Below are 14,112 nucleotides of genomic sequence, written 5' to 3'. Positions count from 1 at the left end.
TGGCTGCCGTCCCTTGCTCGGGTATGTACTCGACGACGGTGCTGACCGACTTCGTCGCACAGCACTACCTCACCGTTCCGGACCCGGGACCGGAAGGAGTGCCCCACTCTCATCATTACGAGGTGGAACTGACCTTTCGCGGCCCGGAACTCAACGAGTACGACTACCTCGTGGACATCGACGACGCCGAGGCGGCGCTGGCCGAGATCGCCGACCGCTACCGCGACGAACTGCTCAACGACCAGCCGAAATTCGCGGGGGACAACCCAAGCGTCGAACGTTTCGCCCGCGTCATCTTCGACATCGTGACTGACATCGTCACCGACGACACCGTCACCGAACTGACCGTGACTGTCTGGGAAGACGACGAAGCCGCCGCCAGCTACGACGCCGCCGTATGAGGGTCGGGATGACGCTGTATGGCAGCCTCGACGAGCGCTCCGGGGGATTCCGCTACGACCGACGACTGGTCGAGGAACTCCGGGCGGGCGGCGACGCCGTCGAGGTCGTGGAACTGCCGTGGCGGTCCTACCCCTGTGGGCTGCTCGACAACGGCTCCCGACGGCTGCGGGACCGTCTCGACGTGGACGTTGACGTGATGGTGCAGGACGAACTCGCTCATCCCTCGCTCGTCCGGACGAACCGCCACCTCCCATACCCTATCGTGAGCATCGTCCATCACCTCCGGGCGAGCGAACGACGACGGCTGGCCCCGCTGTACCGCGCCGTCGAGCGCCGCTACCTCGACACTGTCGACGCCGTCGTCTGTACCAGCACCGTCACGCGCGATGTCGTCACGGGCCTCGGCGTCGACGGCGATGCAACCGTCGTCGCGCCGCCGGCCGGCGACCGCTTCGACCCCGCCATCGGCGCGACGACGATTCACGAACGGGCACACGAGGACCCGCTCCGAATCGTCTTCGTCGGCAACGTCACGCCACGGAAGGGGCTCGATTCGCTCATGACGGGGCTGGCGGCCGCCGACACCGACGCCGAACTCACGGTCGTCGGCCGCGCGCTCGACGAAGACTACGTCGCGGGCGTCCGCCGGACCGTCGCCGAGCGTGGCCTCACCGACCGCGTCCGATTCGCCGGCGAACTCTCCGACGCCGACCTCGCGGCGACGCTCCAAGCCAGTCACGTCCTCGCCGTTCCCTCGCACTACGAGGGCTTTGGTATCGTGTATCTGGAGGGGATGAGCTTCGGCCTGCCGGCCATCGCCTCGCGGGCCGGCGGCGCGACGGACATCGTTACGGATGGTGAGACAGGACTGCTCGTCGACCCCGACGTACCCACGTCCATCGCGCGTGCCATCGAGACGCTGGCGGGTGACCGCGACCGACTGGCCGAGATGGGGCAGGCTGCCAGACATCGCTACGAGCGCCACCCTGACTGGGGCGAGACGACTGCCCGTGTCCGTCAGTTGCTCGAATCCGTGGCTGCGACCGCTGAGGTGACAAAATGACGGACTCGTTCCAGCGGTATCTCCGGGCGAAACGGACGGTCGACGACCGCGCGCTGGACCGCCGCGTTGTCGAGACGTTGCGGACGGAACTGGCCGCCCGCGCAGACACGACCGACGGCCCGCTCCGGGTGCTGGAAATCGGGGCCGGCATCGGAACGATGGTCGCCCGCGCTGTGGAGTGGGATCTGCTGCCGCCCGGCCGAATCGAGTACACCGCCCTCGACCTGAACGGGGACAACGTTGCGGCGATGCGCGAGTACTTTGCGGACTGGGCGAGCGACCGACCAGTGACGGTATCCGGTACCGACACCGTGGAACTGGACTGTTCCGACCGACAGGTCGTCGTCGAACCGGTGACTTCGGAGGCCGTGACCTACGCCGCCGACACCCCACAGGAATTCGACCTGCTCGTCGGGGCGGCGCTGCTCGACATTCTCGACCTGAACGGGCTCGACACACTCCTGGAATCGCTCGCTCCGGGTGGGCTGTACTACTTCCCGATAACGTTCGACGGCGCGACGCGATTCCGGCCGTCACATCCTGCCGACGAGACTATCGAGGGCTACTACCACGACCACATGGACCAGAAGCCGGGCGGCAGCAGCCGAGCCGGCAGCGACGTGCTCGAACGGCTCCGGGCGATGCCGGGCGTCGAACTCCTCGCCGTCGCCGGCTCGGACTGGATTGTGCGCCCGGACGACAGCGGCTATCCCGGCGACGAAGCGTACTTCCTCCGGCATATCTTGGACACTGTCGAATCGGCCGTCGGCGAGATGGGTGGCAAGGCGTTCGACGAACTCGGCCCGTGGCTGGCACAGCGCCGGGCACAGGTCGACGCCGGCGAACTGGTGTATCTCACCCACCAGCTAGATTTCCTTGGCCGCATCGAGAACAGCGAGTGAGCGGCGGCGCTGCTTGCCCCTCAGAGTTCGCTGGCGGCGTCGACAGCCACCTCCAGCGGCGGCGCGTCGAACACGTCGCCGCCGACGTACGCGTTCGTGCCGGCACAGTAGAGGTCCCGGGCGACCTGAATAACGCTCTCCTCAAGCGGTTCCGGCGACTCCGTACAGAGCGATTTCCAGTCGGCCACGCCTTCCTCGTCGGCCCGCTGTTTGGCCGCGCTCACGGCCTCGACCCACTCGGGCTGAGTCCGCTTGTGGTACTGGCGGATGACCTCCTTCGAGACCTGCTGGCCGCCGTAAGAAAAGCGGTTCTCGTCGAACGTGCCGACCACGTCGGCCACGCGAATTTCTCCGTTGTAGTACAGGCACTCGATTTTCCCGTCCTCGTGGACCAGGTCGGCCTCCGCGGCCTGCTGGGTAACGATGTGGTTGACCGCGCGAGCCAGTTCTTCGAGGCGGTCGATACTGGCCGTCCCGGCGATGCGGTCGGCCGCCTCCCGGTCGAGATACCGGTCCTGTTCCTCGTATTTCGTCGAAAACTCCACGATGGGTTCGTCGAGATCGACGACTTCCTCGGGCCAGGTGTCGTAGTCGAGGCCGTGGTCGGCGGGGTCGGTCCGGGAGCGCAGCGACGACCCGACGCCGACGCGGTTCCGGAAGACGACTTCCAGCGGAATGAGGTAGTTCTCGCCCGCCTCGGCGTGGTAGGCGTCGTAGTCGTAGCGCCCGCCCTCAAAGGGCAGGTCCGGGACCTGCGTGAGTTCGATGACCATCTCCTCGGGGGCGGCGTCGGCCGACAGCGCCTCGCCGAGGTCCAGCACCTCGTCGCTGTCAGGGAGTCTGACGCCCTCGTAGTGTGTCGGGACGTGGTTCTCCTCGAGTAGCTGGAAGTTGTACGCGCCCATCGTACACAGCGACGCGCCCTTGTCGGGAATCTGGTCCGGCATTTTGCCCCAGTCGAACACGGAGTAGTCGTCCGTGAACACGAACGCGCCGCGGCCGAGCCCCTCGGCCGTCGCCGGTTCGTCCACGCGGAATTCCTTGACGCTCGTCATTGTGCCCGCCTTTCGGGCCGGGAACAAAGACGTTTCTCATACTGTCGGCTGTACGTCTGTAACGAATTTCGTCACCGCGAATCTCTTAAAATAGTTACAGCCGACAGTATCACTCGCCACCGAGGTCAACTGTTTTCCGTCGCGGTCCCGACCGACCGCCTGATGGCTCCCAATTTATTGGTCCAAGTGGCAATCATCGTCGCCGCGACGGTCGCGATCTGGAAGGGGAGCGACTGGCTGGAGTCTTCAAGCGAACGGCTCGCGACGTACTACGGCCTCCCAGAAGTCGTCCAGGGGGCGATCATCGTCGCCGTCGGGTCCAGCTTCCCGGAAGTCGCCACCGTCGTCGTCGCGGCGCTTGGCGGGTCGATGCCGCTAGGGGTCGGTGCCATCGTCGGGTCGGCGATCTTCAACATCCTCGTCATCCCCGCAGTCGCGGGCATCGCCACGGACGACCCGCTTGAATCCAACCGGACGCTGGTGTACAAGGAAGCCCAGTTCTACATGCTGGCCGTCTCCGTGTTGCTCATCACGTTCGCGCTGGCGGTCATCTACTACCCCGGCGAGGCGACGCTCTCGGGGGTCGTCACGCGGCCGCTGGCGGCGATTCCGCTCGCGCTCTACGGGCTGTACGTCTTCATCCAGTACCAGGACACGGCTGACCACGAACCGGGGGCGGCCCGGGACGACGGCATCTCGGTCGGGCGGCAGTGGCTCTTCCTCCTGCTCGGGCTCGGTGTCATCCTCGTGGCGGTGGAGAACCTCGTTCACGCCGTCCGCGTCATCGGTCAGGCCGCCGGAGTCCAGGAGTTCCTCCTCGGTGTGACGATTCTGGCGGCGGCTACAAGCCTCCCCGACACGCTCGTCAGCGTCCGGGCGGCCCGCGACGACCGTGGGCTCACGTCGCTCGCAAACGTGCTCGGCTCGAACACGTTCGACCTGCTCGTCGCGATCCCGCTCGGTGTTCTCATTGCCGGCGCGTGGACTGTCGACTTCGCGATGGCCGTGCCGATGTTCGGCGTCCTGACCGGAGCAACGATTCTCCTGTTTACCGTACTCCGGACCGACCTCGTGTTGAGCGAACTCGAATCGTATGCGCTGCTTGGGGCCTACGCGGGATTCGTTGCGTGGGTCGTCGTCGAGACCGCGGGCTGGGTGGGGGGCGTACTACCGACCTGACGGGTGGCCGCCCAGCACTTTGGTCGTCCGTCGCTGCTCACCACCTTGCTGGCCTTGCGAGCCATGTGTGGACCCATACGCTTTTGACCGTTCTTTCCCTCCTGTCCAGCAATGCCGGATGTCTCAGCGACTGTCGATACACCGGACGGGACCGTCGAGTTCGACCACCGTCCGACGACCGACCAGTCCTTCGAGAACGCGCTCGCCAAGGCGCGCGACGGGACGCGACTGACGGTCGATGACGCGGTCGAACTCTTCACGACGGGCACCGACCGGGACAGCATCGACCACCGCCGGAAGGAACAGGTGCTCGAAGCGGCCGACCGACGCCGGGCCGAGGTCGTCGGCGACGAGGTCACTTTCGTCGCGAACCTCAACAACAACGTCACGACGGCCTGCAACACGGGCTGTCTGTTCTGTAACTTCAAGGACCGCTCCGAGCAGTTCCGAAGCGAGTATCAGGAGGACCACGGCGGCTTCACGAAGACGCCGAGCGAGTCCCGCGAAATCGTTCGGGACGCCCTCGACCGCGGTATCTACGAGGTCTGTTCGGTGTCGGGACTCCACCCCGCGCTCGCGCTGGACGACGAACACCGGGAGATTCTCGAAGCCAGCGACCGCGGGGACCTGAACTACCGCTCGCCCGGCGAGTACGAGAAAGACCCGGCTACCTACTGCGAGCAACTCAGCGCGATGAACGTCGGCGGCGTCCACGTCCACTCGATGACCCCCGAGGAGGCCTACCATGCCCGCCGGGGCACCGACTGGTCCTACGAGGAGGTGTTCAGCCGACTGCAAGACGCCGGCCTCGACAGCGTGCCCGGCACGGCCGCCGAAATTCTCGTCGACGAGGTGCGGGATGTCATCTGCCCGGGGAAGATCCGCACCGACGAGTGGCTCGAAGCGATGGAGGCGGCCGCGTCGGTCGGGCTCGACATGACCTCGACGATGATGTACGGCCACGTCGAGAACGAGCGCCACCGCGCGCTGCACCTGCAGCGCATCCGCGATCTACAGGACCGGACCGGCGCAATCACGGAGTTCGTTCCGCTCTCGTTCGTCCACGAGGAGACGCCGCTGTACGAGCGTGGCATGGTCGAATCCGGCGCGACGGTCGACGAGGACGAACTACTCATCGCCGTCTCCCGACTCTTCCTCGACAACGTCGATCACATCCAGTCTTCCTGGGTCAAATACGGCGACACCCAGGGCCTGAAGATGCTCACCTGTGGCGCAGACGACTTCATGGGGACAATTCTTTCCGAAGAAATCACCAAGCGCGCCGGCGGCGACTACGGCGAGTTCCGGTCGTTCCAGGAGTACGCCGACATGATTACCGCCATCGGACGAACGCCAGTCGAGCGCTCGACGGACTACGAACAGCGCCGAGTCATCGACTCCGACGCCGACGTACTCGGGCCGCAACTCGGTCCGAGAGCGGACGGGACACCGCTGATCGAGTGACTGCGGTCGCTATTTGTACTGGTACAAAAGCGGAAAACCACGGCTGGGCAGGCCGTGGGTGGTCGGCACAGTTCGGCCCGGGATAGCTGTCAGAGGCACGCCCCAGGCATGATATATATTGGTCGACTCGATATATGTAGATATAGCCTAGAGGACTAGGCAATAGCTACTTGTTACCAAACAGCACTCCCATTGCGATATCAAAGCACCATGTTGTGGCGGTCCACTGTCACGTGCTGACCGGGTTCTCGCCGTGGCCCAGTATCGACCGGAATCGCTTGCCGGCGGCGTCTTCAGCTTCGATAGCCGCCTCGATGGGCTTCGAGAGCCAGCCGTCGTCGACGAACCGCTCGTAGACCGGTAACCGTTCGCGGAGTGGCACATCGGCGGCCTCGGCGACGGCCGTCAGTTCCTGCAGGGCGGGCCATTCGTACTCGGGGTTGATGTGATCGACAGTGACGGGAGAGACACCGCCCAGATCGTCGATGCCACAGTCGGTCAGGTCCCGGGCGGGTGCGAGATTTGGCGGGACCTGTACCGACACCTCCTCGGGAAGCGCCGCGCGGGCCATCGCCGTCACCCGGCGCATCGTCGCCAGGTCGGGGGAGCCGCCCTGCCAGCGCTCGTTTTCGACGACGGGCTGGACGATGACTTCCTGAATGTGGCCGTAGCGCTCGTGCATCTCGCGGATGGCGAGCAGGCTCTCGGCGCGGTGGTGCCAGTCCTCGCCGATACCGACGAGGATGCCCGTCGTGAACGGGACGCCGAGTTCACCGGCTACGCGAAGGGTATTGAGCCGCTGGCCGGGGGTCTTCGCCCGCGGGCCGCCGTGAGCCTGGACCTCCGTAGTCGTCTCCAGCATCACGCCCATCGAGGCGTTCAGGTCGGCGACGTGGGCCATCTGCTCCCGCGTCTGGTCGCCCGGATTCGCATGCGGGAGCAGCCCCTCCTCCAGCGCGATTTCACAGGCCTCTCGGAGGTACTCGTGGATGGACTCGTGGCCCCACTCGGCGAGCTGGTTGTGGATCGCACTGTAGCGGTCGTCCGGGTCGTCGCCGAAGGTGAACAGCGCCTCGGTACAGCCAGCGTCGGCCCCGCGGCGGCAGGTCTCGCGGATCTCTTCGCGGTCCATCAGTTCGGCCTGCCCCGGCGGGTCGTAGTACGTGCAGTAGGTGCAGGTGTACCGGCAGGCGGTCGTCAGCGGCAGGAACACGTTCCGACAATAAGACAGCGCGGGCGCGGCCTCGACATCTTCTGGCATCACCGACAGCAGGCGCTCGATGTCGGCGTCCGGAACCTCGATGTCGATGTCGTACGCCTCCGTGCCGGGTATCACGTCCCGGGGTCTGCACCCCATAGACAAAAACCTTCACTCGCGGCTGACAGTGACACGCCCGTCTGTGAGCGACAGGCTGAACCCGGCGTCGGCGAGCCAGTCGGCGGCCGCGCCGTCGCTGTGCAGCAGGACCTCCGCGAGGTCAGCCGGCTCGTCGATATCGGTCGCGAGCCGCCGGGAATCGACCTCTACGGTTTCGGCTCCCACCTCCTGTGCGATCCGTCGGTGATCCCGGATCGACGCGCCGTGGTAGTCGACCCGGAATTCGGGGTGCCGACAGACAAAGGCGTTCGTCCCGCCGCCCAGTCCCGGAGCCAGCACCACGTCGGCGTCGGGGGTGAACAACCGCTCGATGCTTTCCTGTGTCACGAGCGGAAGGTCGGCCATCACGACGGCGAGAGCACTCTCGTCATCGGTCACTGTTGCGGTGAGCAAGTCGTTGACGAGCGGGTCGAGTCCGCGGTCGTCGATAGTGACCGGCGCGGCACAGTCAAGCGGTGCCGTCGAGATAACGTCGGGTTCGTGGCCCGCTGCTGTCACCGCGTCAACGACATCGGCGAGCATCGCTTCAGTAAACCCACGGCGCTCGTCAGGTGAGAGAACAGTTGTAAGCCGCGTTTTGGGGTCAGACCCCGAGACGGGGACGACGAGACGCATTACAGCTTGGAGTAGTCGTCACCACCCATCTGGGTGTACGCGTAGTAGCCGCCCCCGACCAGCAACAGGAGGACGACGAGCGCGCCACCGGCCATGAGCAGTGTCCGCTGGGTCTGGGCGCTCTGCTGGGCCTGTTCGGCCTGGGACTGTGCCTGGCCGGCGAGGTCCTGGGCGTTCTGGAAGTTCTCGTTCTCGTAGGAGGAGATAGCGCTATTGATTAGCTCCTCGGCCTCCTCGTTTCCACCGGCTTCGTCGATTGCAGCCTGTGCGTCGTCGATCGCCTGTCTGGTCGCCTGACTCTCTTCAGTGTAGTGGTGGGCGGTGTCGTTGCGGAACTCGTCTTCGTTGTTCCCGCTGATCCGGCTGAGCGAGGCCACCTGGTAGCTCTGTGCCGGGTCGTAGGTGTAGTTCGAAACCGCCGGCGTCGTTCCGACGAGTTCGATGCGAACCTGATCCCCGTTGTTGTCGATGTTGAGGTCCTGCTCGAAGGACTGGTCACCGTAGGTCTCCTGGTCCACCTGGTCGCCCGCGCGCAACACAGTGACTGTCCAGCTGACGTTCTGGAGTTCGGTCGACCCGGAGAGCGTCCACTCGTTTGGCGCATCGGTGAACGGGTCGTCGATGGTGTACGTCACAGATACCTCTTCGTCGACGGCGGTCTCGCTCGGGACCCCGTCGGCAGAGACAGAGAACGCACTCGCTGTGCCGGCAGTCGCGAGCAACGCGACAACACAGAGGAGTGCGGCGGTCTTGTTAGAACAACGGATCAAGTTCATCTTCGTCGTCTTCGACCAAGTCCTCTAAGTTATCTTCGCTTTGGTCACGGATGTCGTCGATGTTGTCCTGGGCCTCGATGGCGACCTGCTGGAGTTCCTTGATGCGTGGAACATTGTGGACGCCGGCCAGCAGGATAGATGCGGCCACCTTCGGGGCGTTGGTCGGATAGTCGCCACCGCGGACCTCCATCGAGCCGGTCTGCTCCTCGAGCCACTTCCGGCCGCGTTCGATTCCCTTCCGGTTCAGATGCTTCGGCGGCCCGGCCATTACCAGTAGCGCGCGCTCCGCGCCCTCGATCTCGCAGGGGAGCGTGAGCCGACCGAGTGCGGCTTTCCGGACGAGCGATGTAATCCGGTTCGTCGTGTTTGCCGTGTCCATCCCGTCGTCAGAGGAGTCGTCGCCCTTGAACCGCGAGAGCAGGCCCCCGCCGCCCGAGGAGACTTCTACATCCTCGGAGGCGTAGCCGACGGTAGACACGCCGCCGCCGTCGAGCGTGTTGATGATCTCGGAGGAGTCGACGACGCTCTCGGCGACGTTGTCGCCGGCCTCGATCTCGCCGGCCCCGAACAGCACGCCGAAACGCCGGACGATCTCCTCGTTGATGTGGTCGTAGCCGCCCTCGACGGACTCGCCGGTCTGTCGCCAGGCGTCGTTGTCGAACACCATCAGGTTGTCCACCTCGCGCACGAACGTCTGGAACGAGCGAGCGGCGTTGAGAGTGTAGATGCCACCCTCGTCGCTGCCCGGCAGCACGCCCAGGCCGTACACCGGTTCGGTGTAGATGCGCTTGAGGTGTTTCGCGACGACCGGCGACCCGCCCGACCCCGTCCCGCCGCCGAGCCCGGCGACGATGAGGAAGGCGTCGACTTCGTGGACGGGGATGTTGTCGATCGCACCCTGCACCTCGTCGATGTCCTCTTCGGCGATTTCCGCGCCGAGTTCGTTGTCTGCGCCGACGCCGTGGCCCTTGACGCGGGCCTGGCCGATAAGCACTCTATTCTCTTCCGGAATGTGTTCTAGCCCAAGCAGGTCTGCTTTTGCTGTGTTGACTGCAACAGCTGAGCGGACAATCCCCGAGCCGGTCTCCTTGTCGTACTCGAGGAATTTGTCCACAATTTTGCCACCGGCCTGCCCGAAGCCGATCATCGCCAGTTTCATTATATGGTTCTCCGCTTAAAGGGTCAAAGAGCGATAGCGAGTATAAGTGTTTTGCCCAACTCTCAGCCGTGAAACTCACACTTGAAAATTAATACTGTCTGACACCGGGGTCTATAGGGGGTGACTACTCCCGTGGCTTATCCGCGGAGGTATCCGCTGAGTGTCGTTAAAGAGTCACTACTGACCCCGAACGCGTCGATTTCGTTCGCCGATGGGCTGTTATCGAACTTGAGTGACCGGTACTGGTCTGTCCCCATCGGAAAGCCGATGCTGCCGAGGACCGAAAGGCCGACCTTTGCCAGTGGCATCGGGAGCGGCACGATGCTCACCGAACGCCCCTCCGCCTCGTACACTTGATTGGTCACGTCTCTGAGCGTCAGCACCTCCGGGCCACCGATCTCGTAGGTCTCGCCGACGTGTGCATCGGACTCGATACTGTCGACCAGCATCGGCACGAGGTCGCCGACCCAGATCGGCTGGAACGTCGTCTGTTTGCCGCCGCCGGGGAGCGGATACAGCGGGACGCCGGGCGCGAACATCCCCTTGAGGCGCTTCGTGAAGGAGACGAACTCCCCGCCCTCGCCGAAGACGACCGACGGCCGGAAGATGGTCCAGTCCAGCGAGGACTGTGTGACGACCTGCTCGGCCCGGCCCTTCGACCGGATGTAATGCGTGTCACCGTCGGGGTCCGCACCCAGCGCGCTCAACTGTACGAACCGCTCGACGCCGTGTTCTTCCGCGGCCTGGACGCTGTTTTCGGTCCCGCCGAGGTGGATTCGCTCGTGCATCGTGTCGCCGCCGTCCGGCTTGAACAGGGGTGACAGTGCGACCAGATAATACACCGCGTCCTGGCCCTCGAACGCGCTCTCGATGCTTTCGTAGTCCGTCACGTCTCCGGAAACGGTTTCGACACCGTCGGGAAGCGTCGCGTCGCCCGGCGACCGAGACAGTGCAGTGACAGCGTGGCCCCGCTCGTCGAGTTCGCGGCACAGGTGCTGCCCGATGAATCCAGTCCCGCCGACGACAAGTACATCCATAGAGTCCAGTACGGGCGGTAGACCCGTAAAGGTGGGCGTAATTGCTCCGCCGACCGGCCCGCAGTCCGGCTACTTGTGTCAGCAGTCGGACGGACTGCCCAGGTCGGGGCGCTTACGTCCCCCCGCACGGATTGTGGGGTATGCTCGTCACGCTCGAAGGTCTGGACGGGAGCGGCAAGACGACCGTGTGGGAACGGCTCCGGAGCGACGACATGGTTCCCGATGAGACCGTGTTCACGCGCGAACCGACCGACACCTGGTACGGGGACGCTGTCCAGCGGTCCATCGACGACGATGACGCGGACTCGCTGGCCGAACTGTTCCTCTACACGGCCGACCACGCCGCGCATCTCTCGAACACAGTTCGGCCGGCGCTTGAGGAGAACCGGCTCGTCGTCTCCGACCGCTACAGCGACTCCCGGTACGCCTATCAGGGGGCGACACTCGCGGACAGCGAAATGCTCGACGATCCGCTGTCGTACGTCCGTGAGGTCCATGCCCCCTGGACCCGACCGCCGGACCGGACCGTCTATCTTGACCTCGACCCCGAAACCGCCGCGAAGCGAAGCGGTGCGACGAACAAGTTCGAGACCGCCGACTACCTCGCCACGGTACGTGACAACTACGAGCGACTCATCGAAGCCGACCCGGAGCGGTTCGTTCGCGTTGACGCGACGGCCGACCCGGACACCGTGTACGAACGGGTCCGGGACGCGATAGTTTAGTCCATCGACGCCGGTAGTTCGACCTCGTCGGGGGCCGGCATCCAGAAGTAATCGAACGTGATGCCAACGGCGAGCGGGATGATGACTGTCACGAGGATGACGGCCGTCTGACTCCCGAGGTTCGCGCCGAGCCTGAATACACCGCTCAGTATCAGGAGGATGACGACCATGACTACCGGACAGAGCAGAATCGCGTAGACGAGACTCCCCCATCGCGTGTGCAAGCGGACGCGGAAAAAGCGCGTCATGAGCGCCGTCACAGCACTGTTGACCAGCACGATGACGAGCAGGCCGATGATACCGACGACACTGACCATACCTCCCGTTGGTCGGGGAGTCCCTTTGCCGTGTCGAAACGCAGCAGGCGGACGCTACTCCAGACAGATGTACGTCCGCGTATCGGCGACGCCGTCGAGACCCCGAACCCGATTGGCGACGGACTGCATGATGTCGTACACTTCCGTGCCCGTCGCCTCGGCGATGATGTCGTACTGGCCGGCGACGATGTGTGCCTCGGTTATCCCCTCGGAATCACGAACCGCTGCGAGGAGGTCTTCGGATTTCCCGGCGGCCGTCTTGATCATAATAAACGCGGTAACCATATTGTGGTATGTCGTATCATAACACGAAAAGGTTTCCGCCATGAGAAAACAACGCCTCTATTGTTTGATATGAGGGTCAAGATGTCCGGTGGTTCCACCGGGTGGGTACTTTTATTCACCCCCGTCCCATAGGGGTGTGTATGCGATTCGTTATCGTGGGTGCAGGTCGTGTCGGATTGCGGACGGCTCGCGTCCTGCAAGAGAGCGGCCACGAAGTTGTCCTCATCGAGCGCGATGAGAACGCGGTTGAGCGCGCACGGACCGCCGGGTTCGAGGTGATCGCGGGCGACGGCGCTATCGAGGAGACACTCGGCAACGCCGACCTCGAAGCTGCCGACGCGCTCGGCGCGCTCACCGGCGATCTGAACGACAACTTCGTGGCCTGTATGATCGCCAAGGAACACGGTTGTCGAACCGTCATGCGCATCGACGAGGACTACCGCGAGGAGATTTACCGACGATACGCCTCCGACGTTGACGAGGTCATTTACCCGGAACGTCTGGGTGCTATCGCCGCGAAGAACGCGCTGCTGGGCGGGAACATCCGTGCAGTCGCCGACATTGCACAGAACCTCCAGCTCGTAGAGTTCACGATTCAGGAGCAATCGCCGATGGAAGGGTACTCGCTATCGGAACTGGAACTCCCGTCGGACTCCCGGCTCATGGCCCACGGGAAAGGCGAGGCCCCGCTCGCTATCCCCGACCCCGACGAAACGCTAGAGGCAGGCGACCGGGTCGTGATACTCGCGGACTTCGGAACGCTCTCCGATGTCCGTAGCATCGTCGTCGGCGAATCTGGTCGCGCGACCGCGCTCGGAGGTGCCTGAACATGGTCATTGCCTACGTTATGGTCAAAGCCCACACTGGTGATGCGGACCGTCTGAAAGACGATATCGAAGCCGTCGACGGCGTCGTCGAGGCCCACATCGTCGCCGGCGATGTCGACTTCATCGCGAAAGTCGAGGTCGAGACGCCCGCCGAAGTCAAGGATGTCGCGGCGACACACATTCAGGAAATTCAGGGCGTCGAAACCACGCAGACGTATATCGCGATGGACTGAACGACCCGACCGCGGTTTTCCGATCTCGAATTCGGCCAGCTACAGCGGCGTCCCGCCGCGAGTCCCGTCGCTGCCGCCGGTACTCGCCGAGTCGAGCAGGTCAGCCACGACGCCGACGTAGTCGTAGCCGGGGATGACGCCCTCGACGTACGTCCCCTCGACGTACTCGACGAAGGTCTTCGCAACGTCTGCGGCCTGGCGCTCGCCCCCCATCGTGTACTCGAACGTGACCACGACCTGCTTGCCGTCCTCAATGACGCTGTAGTCGTCCAGTTCGACGTTCGTTCGGGTCGCTTTCGGTGCGTCTTCCAGCCGTCGTTCCAGCGTCTCGAACCAGCCGTCGATGACAGCGTCACCGACCTCATCGCTTGTCGCAGCCTGCAGCGACGGCGCTCTGACCGTGACCTCGTAGTTCGTCCGCCACTCCTCGCCCTCGGTCGCGGTCACGCGACCGTCGAAGTTCGTCGTCTCGACGGCATAGTTGTCCCCGGCCGGGACGAGCGCGTCGTGTCGGTCGAACGCCTCGGCAACGTCGTCTGGCACATCAGTCATTAGGCCGGTATAGGCCGTAGACGTGGAAAAACGCGTCGTGTCGGGACAGACTCGCATACGTTCGTTGTCCGGGGCTGTCCGTCCGAACCCCTCACCTGTATTTGTTCACACATGTTTGCCACATGTGGGACGAGCGGGGTCAT

At 64.3% G+C, this 14,112-nt stretch carries 17 protein-coding genes; 8 read left to right on the top strand and 9 right to left on the bottom strand.

Annotated features, from left to right (window positions below; translation table 11 throughout):
- Window positions 1-23 precede the first annotated feature (23 nt).
- The 3 genes from Harman_RS05655 to Harman_RS05645 are packed head-to-tail and all read left to right on the top strand — an operon-like array spanning window position 24 to window position 2,367.
- On the top strand, window positions 24-401 hold the full coding sequence (locus tag Harman_RS05655; RefSeq protein ID WP_137682819.1) for a 6-pyruvoyl trahydropterin synthase family protein: 378 nt from the start codon (window positions 24-26) through the stop codon (window positions 399-401).
- Window positions 398-1,465 carry a glycosyltransferase family 4 protein gene (locus tag Harman_RS05650; RefSeq protein ID WP_137682818.1) on the top strand — a complete coding sequence of 356 codons (1,068 nt, stop codon included), beginning with the start codon at window positions 398-400 and terminating at the stop codon, window positions 1,463-1,465. The genes Harman_RS05655 and Harman_RS05650 overlap by 4 nt, the downstream gene beginning before the upstream one ends.
- Window positions 1,462-2,367 carry a hypothetical protein gene (locus Harman_RS05645; protein WP_137682817.1) on the top strand — a complete coding sequence of 302 codons (906 nt, stop codon included), beginning with the start codon at window positions 1,462-1,464 and terminating at the stop codon, window positions 2,365-2,367. Before Harman_RS05650 ends, Harman_RS05645 begins: the two co-directional genes overlap by 4 nt.
- Window positions 2,368-2,387: 20 nt before the next feature.
- Here Harman_RS05645 and Harman_RS05640 read toward each other — a convergent pair whose 3' ends face one another.
- Window positions 2,388-3,422 (bottom strand): phosphoribosylaminoimidazolesuccinocarboxamide synthase, encoded by a 1,035-nt coding sequence (locus Harman_RS05640; RefSeq protein ID WP_137682816.1) that lies wholly within the window; start codon window positions 3,420-3,422, stop codon window positions 2,388-2,390.
- A 162-nt stretch (window positions 3,423-3,584) separates the two neighbouring features.
- Between Harman_RS05640 and Harman_RS05635 the strand changes: the two genes are divergently transcribed.
- Window positions 3,585-4,601, top strand: coding sequence for a sodium:calcium antiporter (locus Harman_RS05635; protein ID WP_137682815.1), 1,017 nt, complete (start codon window positions 3,585-3,587; stop codon window positions 4,599-4,601).
- A 111-nt stretch (window positions 4,602-4,712) separates the two neighbouring features.
- On the top strand, window positions 4,713-6,065 hold the full coding sequence (gene cofH / locus Harman_RS05630) for a 7,8-didemethyl-8-hydroxy-5-deazariboflavin synthase subunit CofH (RefSeq protein ID WP_137682814.1): 1,353 nt from the start codon (window positions 4,713-4,715) through the stop codon (window positions 6,063-6,065).
- Window positions 6,066-6,294: 229 nt separating this feature from the next.
- Here the strand turns inward: cofH and cofG are convergent, their stop codons facing one another.
- The 5 genes from cofG to Harman_RS05605 all read right to left on the bottom strand — a co-directional run bounded on the left by cofG (window position 6,295) and on the right by Harman_RS05605 (window position 11,030).
- A complete protein-coding gene (gene cofG / locus Harman_RS05625; RefSeq protein ID WP_137682813.1) occupies window positions 6,295-7,401 on the bottom strand; it encodes a 7,8-didemethyl-8-hydroxy-5-deazariboflavin synthase subunit CofG in 1,107 nt (368 codons plus the stop codon).
- 33 nt (window positions 7,402-7,434) lie between these two features.
- On the bottom strand, window positions 7,435-8,058 hold the full coding sequence (gene cofC / locus Harman_RS05620; protein WP_137682812.1) for a 2-phospho-L-lactate guanylyltransferase: 624 nt from the start codon (window positions 8,056-8,058) through the stop codon (window positions 7,435-7,437).
- A complete protein-coding gene (locus Harman_RS05615) occupies window positions 8,058-8,834 on the bottom strand; it encodes a hypothetical protein (protein ID WP_137682811.1) in 777 nt (258 codons plus the stop codon). Before Harman_RS05615 ends, cofC begins: the two co-directional genes overlap by 1 nt.
- Window positions 8,812-9,993 carry a tubulin/FtsZ family protein gene (locus tag Harman_RS05610; RefSeq protein WP_137682810.1) on the bottom strand — a complete coding sequence of 394 codons (1,182 nt, stop codon included), beginning with the start codon at window positions 9,991-9,993 and terminating at the stop codon, window positions 8,812-8,814. The genes Harman_RS05615 and Harman_RS05610 overlap by 23 nt, the downstream gene beginning before the upstream one ends.
- A gap of 137 nt (window positions 9,994-10,130) precedes the next feature.
- The gene (locus Harman_RS05605; protein WP_137682809.1) at window positions 10,131-11,030 is read right to left on the bottom strand and encodes a complex I NDUFA9 subunit family protein; all 900 of its coding nucleotides are present in this window, start codon (window positions 11,028-11,030) and stop codon (window positions 10,131-10,133) included.
- Between the two features lie 140 nt (window positions 11,031-11,170).
- Between Harman_RS05605 and tmk the strand changes: the two genes are divergently transcribed.
- Entirely contained in the window at window positions 11,171-11,755 is a 585-nt protein-coding gene (gene tmk, locus Harman_RS05600) for a dTMP kinase (protein ID WP_137682808.1), read from the top strand.
- On the opposite strand, the gene Harman_RS05595 is transcribed toward tmk, so the two are convergent.
- Window positions 11,752-12,072 carry a hypothetical protein gene (locus tag Harman_RS05595; RefSeq protein ID WP_137682807.1) on the bottom strand — a complete coding sequence of 107 codons (321 nt, stop codon included), beginning with the start codon at window positions 12,070-12,072 and terminating at the stop codon, window positions 11,752-11,754. The genes tmk and Harman_RS05595 overlap by 4 nt on opposite strands.
- A gap of 54 nt (window positions 12,073-12,126) precedes the next feature.
- A complete protein-coding gene (locus Harman_RS05590; RefSeq protein ID WP_137682806.1) occupies window positions 12,127-12,357 on the bottom strand; it encodes an Lrp/AsnC family transcriptional regulator in 231 nt (76 codons plus the stop codon).
- Window positions 12,358-12,497: 140 nt separating this feature from the next.
- Between Harman_RS05590 and Harman_RS05585 the strand changes: the two genes are divergently transcribed.
- Together Harman_RS05585 and Harman_RS05580 are read left to right on the top strand one after the other, a co-directional pair.
- Complete coding sequence (locus Harman_RS05585; protein WP_137682805.1) at window positions 12,498-13,184, top strand: potassium channel family protein; 687 nt, start codon at window positions 12,498-12,500, stop codon at window positions 13,182-13,184.
- Between the two features lie 2 nt (window positions 13,185-13,186).
- Window positions 13,187-13,417, top strand: a complete 231-nt coding sequence (locus Harman_RS05580) for an Lrp/AsnC family transcriptional regulator (protein ID WP_137682804.1) — start codon at window positions 13,187-13,189, stop codon at window positions 13,415-13,417.
- A 39-nt stretch (window positions 13,418-13,456) separates the two neighbouring features.
- On the opposite strand, the gene Harman_RS05575 is transcribed toward Harman_RS05580, so the two are convergent.
- On the bottom strand, window positions 13,457-13,969 hold the full coding sequence (locus Harman_RS05575; protein WP_137682803.1) for a DUF5813 family protein: 513 nt from the start codon (window positions 13,967-13,969) through the stop codon (window positions 13,457-13,459).
- Between the last annotated feature and the right edge of the window lie 143 nt (window positions 13,970-14,112).

The sequence above is a fragment of the Haloarcula mannanilytica genome, assembly GCF_005406125.1.
Taxonomy (GTDB): Archaea; Halobacteriota; Halobacteria; order Halobacteriales; family Haloarculaceae; genus Haloarcula; species Haloarcula mannanilytica.
The sequence above is the reverse complement of the archived record's forward strand: the minus strand, read 5'-3'. Positions and strand labels throughout refer to the sequence as shown.

What these genes read in the sequence shown, in the direction of transcription:
- Harman_RS05655 (WP_137682819.1), top strand. Translation starts at nt 24, where the DNA reads ATGTACTCGACGACGGTGCTGACCGACTTCGTCGCACAGCACTACCTC.
- Harman_RS05650 (WP_137682818.1), top strand. Translation starts at nt 398, where the DNA reads ATGAGGGTCGGGATGACGCTGTATGGCAGCCTCGACGAGCGCTCCGGG.
- Harman_RS05645 (WP_137682817.1), top strand. Translation starts at nt 1,462, where the DNA reads ATGACGGACTCGTTCCAGCGGTATCTCCGGGCGAAACGGACGGTCGAC.
- Harman_RS05640 (WP_137682816.1), bottom strand. Translation starts at nt 3,422, where the DNA reads ATGACGAGCGTCAAGGAATTCCGCGTGGACGAACCGGCGACGGCCGAG.
- Harman_RS05635 (WP_137682815.1), top strand. Translation starts at nt 3,585, where the DNA reads ATGGCTCCCAATTTATTGGTCCAAGTGGCAATCATCGTCGCCGCGACG.
- cofH (WP_137682814.1), top strand. Translation starts at nt 4,713, where the DNA reads ATGCCGGATGTCTCAGCGACTGTCGATACACCGGACGGGACCGTCGAG.
- cofC (WP_137682812.1), bottom strand. Translation starts at nt 8,058, where the DNA reads ATGCGTCTCGTCGTCCCCGTCTCGGGGTCTGACCCCAAAACGCGGCTT.
- Harman_RS05615 (WP_137682811.1), bottom strand. Translation starts at nt 8,834, where the DNA reads ATGAACTTGATCCGTTGTTCTAACAAGACCGCCGCACTCCTCTGTGTT.
- Harman_RS05610 (WP_137682810.1), bottom strand. Translation starts at nt 9,993, where the DNA reads ATGAAACTGGCGATGATCGGCTTCGGGCAGGCCGGTGGCAAAATTGTG.
- Harman_RS05605 (WP_137682809.1), bottom strand. Translation starts at nt 11,030, where the DNA reads ATGGATGTACTTGTCGTCGGCGGGACTGGATTCATCGGGCAGCACCTG.
- tmk (WP_137682808.1), top strand. Translation starts at nt 11,171, where the DNA reads ATGCTCGTCACGCTCGAAGGTCTGGACGGGAGCGGCAAGACGACCGTG.
- Harman_RS05595 (WP_137682807.1), bottom strand. Translation starts at nt 12,072, where the DNA reads ATGGTCAGTGTCGTCGGTATCATCGGCCTGCTCGTCATCGTGCTGGTC.
- Harman_RS05590 (WP_137682806.1), bottom strand. Translation starts at nt 12,357, where the DNA reads ATGGTTACCGCGTTTATTATGATCAAGACGGCCGCCGGGAAATCCGAA.
- Harman_RS05585 (WP_137682805.1), top strand. Translation starts at nt 12,498, where the DNA reads ATGCGATTCGTTATCGTGGGTGCAGGTCGTGTCGGATTGCGGACGGCT.
- Harman_RS05580 (WP_137682804.1), top strand. Translation starts at nt 13,187, where the DNA reads ATGGTCATTGCCTACGTTATGGTCAAAGCCCACACTGGTGATGCGGAC.
- Harman_RS05575 (WP_137682803.1), bottom strand. Translation starts at nt 13,969, where the DNA reads ATGACTGATGTGCCAGACGACGTTGCCGAGGCGTTCGACCGACACGAC.